General features: G+C 71.3%; 6 protein-coding genes. 3 read left to right on the top strand and 3 right to left on the bottom strand.

Annotation, left to right across the window (positions count from 1 at the left end):
• Window positions 1–109 precede the first annotated feature (109 nt).
• Entirely contained in the window at window positions 110–1261 is a 1152-nt protein-coding gene (locus ACIBEF_RS30435) for a trans-sulfuration enzyme family protein (protein ID WP_396796786.1), read from the bottom strand.
• A 111-nt stretch (window positions 1262–1372) separates the two neighbouring features.
• On the opposite strand from ACIBEF_RS30435, the gene ACIBEF_RS30430 reads away from it, so the two are divergent.
• A complete protein-coding gene (locus ACIBEF_RS30430) occupies window positions 1373–1852 on the top strand; it encodes an Lrp/AsnC family transcriptional regulator (RefSeq protein WP_357199477.1) in 480 nt (159 codons plus the stop codon).
• A gap of 72 nt (window positions 1853–1924) precedes the next feature.
• Window positions 1925–2935 (top strand): LLM class flavin-dependent oxidoreductase, encoded by a 1011-nt coding sequence (locus tag ACIBEF_RS30425; protein WP_357199480.1) that lies wholly within the window; start codon window positions 1925–1927, stop codon window positions 2933–2935.
• A gap of 200 nt (window positions 2936–3135) precedes the next feature.
• On the opposite strand, the gene ACIBEF_RS30420 is transcribed toward ACIBEF_RS30425, so the two are convergent.
• Window positions 3136–5367, bottom strand: a complete 2232-nt coding sequence (locus ACIBEF_RS30420) for a cellulose binding domain-containing protein (RefSeq protein ID WP_396796779.1) — start codon at window positions 5365–5367, stop codon at window positions 3136–3138.
• A 284-nt stretch (window positions 5368–5651) separates the two neighbouring features.
• Between ACIBEF_RS30420 and ACIBEF_RS30415 the strand changes: the two genes are divergently transcribed.
• Window positions 5652–7076 carry a pyridoxal-dependent decarboxylase gene (locus tag ACIBEF_RS30415; protein WP_396796777.1) on the top strand — a complete coding sequence of 475 codons (1425 nt, stop codon included), beginning with the start codon at window positions 5652–5654 and terminating at the stop codon, window positions 7074–7076.
• A 558-nt stretch (window positions 7077–7634) separates the two neighbouring features.
• On the opposite strand, the gene ACIBEF_RS30410 is transcribed toward ACIBEF_RS30415, so the two are convergent.
• Window positions 7635–8636, bottom strand: a complete 1002-nt coding sequence (locus ACIBEF_RS30410) for a sulfite exporter TauE/SafE family protein (RefSeq protein ID WP_396796784.1) — start codon at window positions 8634–8636, stop codon at window positions 7635–7637.
• Between the last annotated feature and the right edge of the window lie 76 nt (window positions 8637–8712).

Raw genomic sequence — 8712 nt, 5'->3', positions numbered from 1 at the left:
CGCGATCTGGCACAACCGGACCACCGGCCAGCCCGTGACGAGATCCCTGATCGCCTACGACCACTGAACCAACTTCGGACTTACTCGTCTAGGGCACCCGCCCTCGGGGTCAGGCGATCGTGTCGAGGGCGGTTGCCAGGTCGGCGCGCAGGTCTTCGGGGTCTTCGAGGCCGACCGAGAGGCGCAGCAGGGCGGCGGCGGGTTTGGCGTCGCCGTCGACCGGTCGGTGGGTGAGGGAGGCGGGGTGCTGGATGAGGGTGTCGACGCCGCCGAGGGACACCGCGTGGGTGATGAGCTGGCAGGCGCCGGCGACGGTGGCGGCGGCGGGCGCGCCGCCGCGTACCTCGAAGGCGAGCAGGCTGCCGGGTCCGGACATCTGCCGCCCGACCAGCGCCGCCGGGTCGTGCACCGAGGGGTGGTGCACCCGGTGTACGGCGGGGTGGTCGGCGAGCCAGCCGGCGAGTTTCTCGGCGGTTGCCTGTTGGGCGCGGACCCGCAGCGGCAGGGTTTGCAGGCCGCGGTGCAGCAGGTAGCCGCCGAGGGGGTGCAGGATCGCGCCGGTGACCGCGCGGACCTGGCGTAGGCGCACGGCCCAGGTGTCGTCGCAGGCGACGACGCCGGCGAGGACGTCGCCGTGTCCGCCGATGCTCTTGGTGGCGCTGTGCAGGACGAGGGTGGCGCCGTGCTGGGCGGGTTGTTGCAGTACGGGGGTGGCGACGGTGTTGTCGACAAGCAGTGGGATGTCGCCGGCCGCGGCGGCGAGGGCGGCGATGTCGACGAGGTCGAGGGTGGGGTTGGCGGGTGTCTCGACGATGACCAGTGCGGTGTCGGGGCGGATGGCGGTGGCGACCTCGTCGGGGCGCGTCCAGGTGACGGTGGTGCCGAGCAGGCCGGTGGCGAGGACGTGGTCGGTGCCGCCGTAGAGGGGTCGGACGGCGACGACGTGGCGGCGGTCGTCGCGGGTGGCGGCGAGCAGGGTGGCGGTGAGGGCGGCCATTCCGCTGGCGAAGGCGACGGCCTGGGTGGTGCCTTCCAGCTCGGCGAGGGCGGTTTCGAAGCGGGCGACGGTGGGGTTCCAGAGCCGTTGGTAGACGGCGCCGCCGTCGGTGGGGAGCGTGCCGCCGGTGGCGAGTTGTTCGTACGCGGTGCCGCCGTCGTCGACGGAGGGCAGCGGGTTGGTGGTCGACAGGTCGATGGGTGGTACGTGCACGCCGAGGGTGCGGAGGTCGTCGCGGCCGGCGTGTACGGCCCGGGTGTCCATCGGTGTCATGGTCGGTAGCGTCGAATATCTGTCGCCTGACAAGCAATAGATTGGGATATCATTCTGCGAATCGGGTTGGTTTCCGCGTTGGGTTCGGGCGAGGATGGCGTCATGCCCCTTGAACCGAATGATCTGCGGCCGTATTCGGCAGTGGACGAGGTGGATCGCGCGATCCTGACCGAGTTGGCGGCGGACGGCCGACTGCCGAACAATGCTCTCGCCGAGCGGGTGGGTGTGGCGCCGTCGACGTGCCTGACGCGTACCCGGGCGCTGCGTGAGCGCGGCGCGATCCGTGGTTTTCACGCCGAGGTGGATCCGGCGGCGCTCGGTCTGCCGTTGCAGGCGTTGGTGTCGGTGCGGTTGACCGCGCACGAGCGGGCGGCGGTGGACGGGTTCCGGGCCCGGTCGGTGCGGCTGCCGGGGGTGGTGTCGGTGTTCCACGTGGCCGGCGCGGAGGATTACGTGCTGCATGTGCGGGCGGCATCCGGTGACGCGTTGCGGGACTTCGTGCTGGACCATCTGGCGGTGGACCCGGTGGTGCAGCACACGCAGACCAGTCTGATCTTCGAGCAGGCGCGGGGGATGGGTTGAGCGGCGGGTGAGGTGGCCGACGAAAACCCGCATGATGGAACAAAGCCGGTCGGTGGCGGGTTGGCTGACCGTGTGATCACCGTACCGTTGTCTGTTCTTGATCTTGCCCCGGTCGCCAAGGGCACCACCGCTGGCGCGGCGTTGCAGGCCACCACCGAACTAGCCCGCCGCACCGAGGAGCTGGGCTACCACCGGTTCTGGGTGGCCGAGCACCACAACATGCCGGCGATCGCCAGCTCCGCTCCCGCGGTGCTGCTGGCGCACCTGGCGGCGAACACCTCGACGATCCGGTTGGGCTCGGGTGGGGTGATGCTGCCCAACCACGCGCCGCTGGTGGTGGCCGAGCAGTTCGGCACCCTGGAGGCGTTGCACCCGGGTCGGATCGACCTGGGCATCGGGCGGGCGCCGGGCACCGACCAGGTGACCGCGCTGGCGTTGCGACGCACCATGGAGGGCCTGTCGGCGGAGGGTTTCCCGCGCGAGCTGACGGACCTGATGAACTACTTCAGCGGGGAGAAGCCGGGGCAGATCATCGCCACGCCGGGTCGCGGTGAGCAGCCGGCGGTGTGGCTGTTGGGCTCCAGCGGTTTCAGCGCCCAGCTCGCCGGTCTGCTCGGTCTGCCGTTCTCCTTCGCGCACCACTTCAGCTCCCAGAACACCCTGCCGGCGTTGGCCCTGTACCGGCAGAACTTCCGGCCGTCGCAGTGGCTGGACAAGCCGTACGCGATGGTGGCGGTCAACGCGGTGTGTGCGGAGACCGACGAGCGGGCCGAGTGGTTGGCCGGGCCGAGCGCGTTGTCGTTTCTGAAGTTGCGCTCCGGGCGGCCGGAGCCGCTGTCCACGCCCGACGAGGCGGCGGCCTACCCGTACTCGGAGATCGAGCGGGAGTTCGTCGTGTCGCGCCGGGACGGCCAGGCGATGGGCTCGCCGGAGACGGTGCGTCGGCAGCTGACCGACCTGGTGGAGCGCACCGGCGCGGACGAGCTGATGCTGACCACGCTGGTGTACGACGTGCAGGACCGGGTGCGGTCGTATGAGTTGATCGCCGAGCAGGTGGCGGGCGGTCTACGCCGGGGCGCGTGAAACACGATCTTCACGTCAGCGTCACCCCGCCGACCCGGACGGTGCCTAATGTTGGTTCCGGTGGTGGTACGGCACTCCCGGTCGGGACGGGTTGGGAATGCCGCGGTGTGGCGCACCGGGCCGGAGCTGAGCGGATTCCGCGGCTGCGGCCCGGTGCCTGCCACCCTAGGCGACCCCGCTCGGGACCGCCAGGGTTTTCATCAACGTAGGTGAATGTCCAGCGTGGGTGGCGTGTTCATTCCGTTGCCGATGAAGAACCCCGGGTGCGGCGGTTGGTTGTAGGCGGTGTTCTGCCACGCGATCGCCACCCGATACTGCGGGTCGTGCATCAGGGTGTAGATCCGGGTGCTGGTCGGGGTGGGTGTGCTGTAGATGCGCAACGCCCGACTGTCGGTGGTCCGCCAGATCACCTCCTCGCGCCAGTCGCCCAGGATGTCGCCGGAGAGCGCCGGCGTGGACTTGGTGCCGTTGTTGGACGCCACGGCACTGCCGTCGAGCAGGCGGGTCTCGCCGCCGGTGCCGTACTTGTCGATCTTCGTACCGTCGAGCAGTTCCCGCACCGGGTCGCCGTCCCACCAGGCGAGGAAGTTGGCCGAGGACGGTTTGCGTCCCACGTTCTGCCCCCTGGTGTTGGCCAGGCCGGCGACCGCCGACGACCACGACTCCGCGCCGGGGCTGCCGGCCCAGATGTCCGCGGAGACGCCCCGGCCGTTGTCGCCGGACGCGGGCGTGGACCAGAGGACCTGACCGGTTCGGGCGTCGGCGAAGTACGAGCTGGGCTTGCTGGCGTCCTCGTCGACCTTGAACACCTCCAGGCCGGCGCGGCCCGGGTCCAGGTCCCCCACGTGCATGGCGTCGCCGTGGCCGTTGCCAGTCGAGTGGAGCAGCCGGCCGTTGTCGTCGATGGTGGCGGCCCCGTACACGATCTCCTGGCGACCGTCGGCGTCGACGTCGGCCACGGAGAGTTGGTGGTTGCCCTGACCCGCGGCGGCACCGTTGCCGGAGGAGTTCGAGTCGAACGTCCAGCGCTTGGTCAGCGTGCCGTTGCGGAAGTCCCAGGCGGCGATCACCGCGCGCGTGTAGTAACCCCGGGCCATGATCAGCGAGGGGCGCTGCCCGTCCAGGTACGCCGTGCCGGCGAGGAACCGGTCCACCCGGTTGCCGTACGAGTCGCCCCAGGACGACACGGTGCCGCGCGGCGGGTCGTAGCTGACGGTGGAGGCGATCGCGCCGGTCTGCCCGTTGAACATGGTCAGGTACTCCGGGCCACTGAGCACGTAGCCGCTGGAGTTGCGGTGGTCCGCCGACGACGACCCGATGAGCTGACCGGTGCCGGAGCGGGTGCCGTCGGCGGTCTTCATGGCCACCTCGGCACGGCCGTCGCCGTCGTAGTCGTACACCTGGAACTGGGTGTAGTGGGCGCCGGCCCGGATGTTGCGGCCCAGGTCGATGCGCCACAACCGGGTGCCGGTGAGCGTGTACGCGTCGACGTAGACGTTGCCGGTGTAGCCGGACTGGGAGTTGTCCTTGGCGTTCGACGGGTCCCACTTGAGCACGATCTCGTAGCTGCCGTCGCCGTTGAGGTCGCCCACCGAGGCGTCGTTGGCGCTGTACGAGTAGCTCTCCCCGCTCGGGGTGGTTCCCCCGACCGGGACCTGCAACGGCACGTCCAGGTAGCCCGCGCCGAACTGCAACGCCGGCGCCGACGCCGCCTGCTCGGCGCCGCCCACCACAGCCCGCACCGTGTACGCCGAGCCGGCCGCCGCGCCGCTGTCGAGGTAGTTGGTGGCACCGGTGATCGGGCTGGCGTTGACCTTGGTGGCTCCCCGGTAGAGGTTGAACTCCACCCCGGTGGTCTCGGTGCCGAGCAGCCGCCAGGAGACCAGGTTGCCGCTGCCGGAGCGGACGCTGACCAGCCCTCGGTCCAGCTTCTCCATCTGCACCACCCCGGCCGACGGCGGAGGCGTGGTCGGGGGTGGGGTGGTGGGTGGCGGTGTGGTCGGCTCGCCGGTGGGTGGCGCTCCGGTGCAGGTGGCGCCGTTGAGCGCGAAGCTGCCCGGCACCGGGTTACTGCCGGTCCACGAACCGTTGAAGCCGAACGACGCGCTGCCGTTCGTGGCGATGGCGGTGTTGTGGTCGACGTTGCGCGCGGTCACCTGGGCGCCGGACTGGGTGACAGCGGCGTTCCACGCCTGGGTGACCTGCTGGCCCGCGGCGTACGACCAGGTGACGGCCCACCCGTTGACCGGGTCGCCGAGGTTGGTGACGGTGACGTTGGCGCCGAAGCCGCCCTGCCACTGGTTGGTTATCTGATAGTCGACCCGGCAGCCGACGGCGGCGGCCGAGGCGACGACCGCGCCGAGGGTGCCGGCCACGACGGTGGCGGCCGTCGTGGCGGCGAGCAGGATCAGCCGATGTCTGGACGGGTGCATGCGCTGCCTCCGGGGATCCGGTGATGATCGCCACGACCCACCGGCCCTGCCCGGGAAGCACAGTGGACCAACCCACCGCGACGACGGCGGACGGCGATCTGATCGGGGTGGAACGCCCTGGGACTCACGGATCCGACTCACCGCGCATCGTATGGCAAGCGCTTTCCAAGACGCAACATCGATCGGCGTCGCTTGGTTGCGAGTTCCGCCCCTGCCTCCGTGGCGTCTCGCCCTTGCCTCGGTGATGGATGCCTGATCAACTCGTCCGGGTGAGCGTTCACCACATGGACCCTGCCGAATTCCGTCGCGCCGGCCACGCCGTCGTCGACTGGATCGCCGACTACTGGGCGACAGTGGAGCAACGACCGGTCGCCCCGGCCGACCCCCCGGGCACAGTGGCCGCCGCCCTGCCCGGCGAGCCCTCCACGACCGGCGGCGAACCGGTCGAGGCGATCCTCGCCGACCTTGACTCGATCGTCGTACCGGGGCTGACCCACTGGCAGCATCCGGGCTTCTTCGGCTACTTCCCCGGCAACACCTCCGGCCCGAGCGTGCTCGGCGACCTGGTCAGCTCCGGACTTGGCGTACAGGGCATGCTCTGGGCCTCGGGCCCGGCCTGCACCGAGCTGGAAACGGTGATGATGGACTGGCTGGCCCAGCTGATGGACCTGCCACAGCGGTTCCGCTCCACCGGTGCCGGCGGTGGGGTCATCCAGGACTCGGCGTCCTCGGCGACGCTGGTCGCCACCCTGGCCGCGCTGCACCGGGCCAGCGGCGGACGCTGGCGGCACGCCGGCATCGACCGGCGCTACCGCGCCTACACCTCCATCCACGGGCACTCGTCCATCGAGAAGGCGGTGCGGATCGCCGGGCTGGGCAGCGACGGAACCCGGTCGGTCGAGGTGGACCCGGACACCCAGGCGATGCTGCCAGGCGCGCTGCGGGCCGCCATCGAAGCCGATCTGGCCGCCGGTGACGTACCGGCCATCGTGGTGGCGACCATCGGCACCACCTCCACCACCGCCATCGACCCGCTGCCGGAAATCGGAGCCATCTGCGCCGAGTACGGGATCTGGCTGCACGTGGACGCCGCGTACGCGGGCGCCGCCGCCGTCTGCCCCGAACTGCGATGGACCCACGCCGGCCTGGAGTACGCCGACTCCTACTGCTTCGACCCGCACAAGTGGCTGCTCACCGGCTTCGACTGCGACGCGTTCTGGGTGGCCGACCGGGCCGAACTGATCGAGGCGCTGACCGTACTGCCGGAGTTCCTGCGCAACGCGGCCTCCGAATCCGGCGCGGTGATCGACTACCGGGACTGGCAGGTGCCGCTCGGCCGGCGGTTCCGGTCCCTCAAGCTGTGGTTCGTGCTGCGCTGGTACGGCGCCGAAGGCCTGCGGGCGCACATCCGCTCCGGGGTGGCGCTGGCCGAACGGTTCGCCGAGCGGGTCCGCGCCGACGACCGGTTCGAGGTGGTCGCGGCACACCCGTTCTCACTGGTCTGCTTCCGACTGCGGGCCGACGACGACACCAACGCGGCGTTGCTGGCCTCGGTGAACGCCACCGGACGCGTGTACCTCACGCACACCCGGGTCGCCGGCCGCTACACGCTGCGGCTGGCGGTCGGCTCGCCCCAGACCACCGAAACGCACACCGACGAAGCCTGGACCCTGCTCTCCGAGACGGCCACCGCCCTGCTCACCCCCTGACCCGCCATCGCCCCACGCGCTTCCACACCCCGCTCCCCCGCCCGCGCCACGCTCCCCCGCCCCACGCCGCGCACCCACGCCGCGCTCCCACGCCCCGCGCCGCGCACCCACGCGCCACGCCGCGCACCGCGCCCGCGCGCGCCCGCGCCGCGCTCCCACGCCCACGCCCCGCACTCGCGCTGCGCGCCCGCGCCCGCGTCCGCGTCCGCGTCCGCACCCGCACCCGCACCCGCACCCGCACCCGCACCAAGATCTGCGCAACTTCGCCGATGTTGCTGCCTCCGCCGCGCGAGAGGCAGCAACATCCCTGGTGTTGTGCGGATCTTGGGACGAACACCGTGCCCGACCCACCGGGGCCCGGATTAGGGCGCCCACCGCCGTTAAGGTCACGCTCGATCCTGGATGTAGTGGCCACGACGAGCCGGCATGCCACTACATCCAGGATGTTGCGTGATCTTGGTGACTCAGCCGCGCCGATCATGACGTTCGAGCCGGCATCGGCGGGCGGGTGGGTGGGTGGGTGGGTGGGTGGGTGGGTGGGTGGGCGCAACGCGCGGGTCAGCGTGGGGTGGGCGTACCCGTTGCGGCCAGATCGGCAGGGACCTCACCGACGGATGCAGCGTCGGAGGCCTCGGCGGGAACACCGACAGCGACGGCGGGGGCGGCAACGGTGGCGGGAGCGACGGCGGCTTCGGCGCGGGCGCGGCGGGTACGGCGTAGGGCACGGACGGCCAACACCAGGGCGGCCAGCCAGCCGACGGCCAGCAGGGCGTAGAGGGCGGGGCGGGCCGGACCGTCCAGTTCGGCGGAGCGGATCAGGGTGCGGGCGTTGGTCAGCACGATCACGCCGCCGACTGCCGCGCCGAGCAGTTGGGCGGGCACGATCCGCACCAGCCAGGCGGCCAGCGGGGCGGCGATGAGGCCGCCGATGAGCAGTGCGGCGACGGTCGGGAGCAGGAATCCCTCCGAACCCAGCCCGATCAGGAAGCCGATGCTGGCCGCGCCGGCCACGACGAACTCGGCGGTGTCCACGGAGCCGATCACCTTGCGGGGTTCCATCCGGCCGGAGACCAGCAGCGCGGGGGTGGCCACCGGGCCCCATCCGCCGCCGCCGGTCGCGTCGACGAAGCCGGCGACCAGGCCCAGGGGGCCGAGGAAACGACCGCGGAGCCGTCCGCCGACCCGGTCTGTGCGCAGTGGTCGGGCGAAGCGGATGAGGAGGTACGCGCCGAGCGTGAAGAGGATGCCGGCCATCCACGGCGCGGCGGCTTCGGTGGAGATGGAGCTGAGCAGGGTGGCTCCGGCGAAGGCACCGATGGCGCCGGGTAGGGCGATGCGGGTCACCACCCGCCAGTCGACGTTGCCGAACCGCCAGTGCGCTACCCCGGCGGCGAGCGTGGTGCCGATCTCGGCCAGGTGCACCGAGGCCGAGGCGGCGGCCGGGGCGACCCCGGCGACCAGCAGCAGAGTGGACGAGGTCAAGCCGTATGCCATGCCGAGCGAACCATCGATCAGTTGCGCGACGAGCCCGACCAGAGCGAGGACCAACAGCTTGCGCACGAGCGCCCCCAGACTTTTCGGCATCTCCTATCGACTTGGTCGACAATGCGGGATGGGGCAGCCGGGGTCAAGCCCC

Source organism: Micromonospora sp. NPDC050795, assembly GCF_044456785.1.
Classification (GTDB): Bacteria; Actinomycetota; Actinomycetes; order Mycobacteriales; family Micromonosporaceae; genus Micromonospora.
The sequence above is the reverse complement of the archived record's forward strand: the minus strand, read 5'-3'. Positions and strand labels throughout refer to the sequence as shown.

Bases quoted from the DNA above. Each gene is read 5' to 3' on its own strand.
- ACIBEF_RS30430 (WP_357199477.1), top strand. From the start codon at position 1,373: ATGCCCCTTGAACCGAATGATCTGCGGCCGTATTCGGCAGTGGACGAG.
- ACIBEF_RS30420 (WP_396796779.1), bottom strand. From the start codon at position 5,367: ATGCACCCGTCCAGACATCGGCTGATCCTGCTCGCCGCCACGACGGCC.
- ACIBEF_RS30415 (WP_396796777.1), top strand. From the start codon at position 5,652: ATGGACCCTGCCGAATTCCGTCGCGCCGGCCACGCCGTCGTCGACTGG.
- ACIBEF_RS30435 (WP_396796786.1), bottom strand. From the start codon at position 1,261: ATGGACACCCGGGCCGTACACGCCGGCCGCGACGACCTCCGCACCCTC.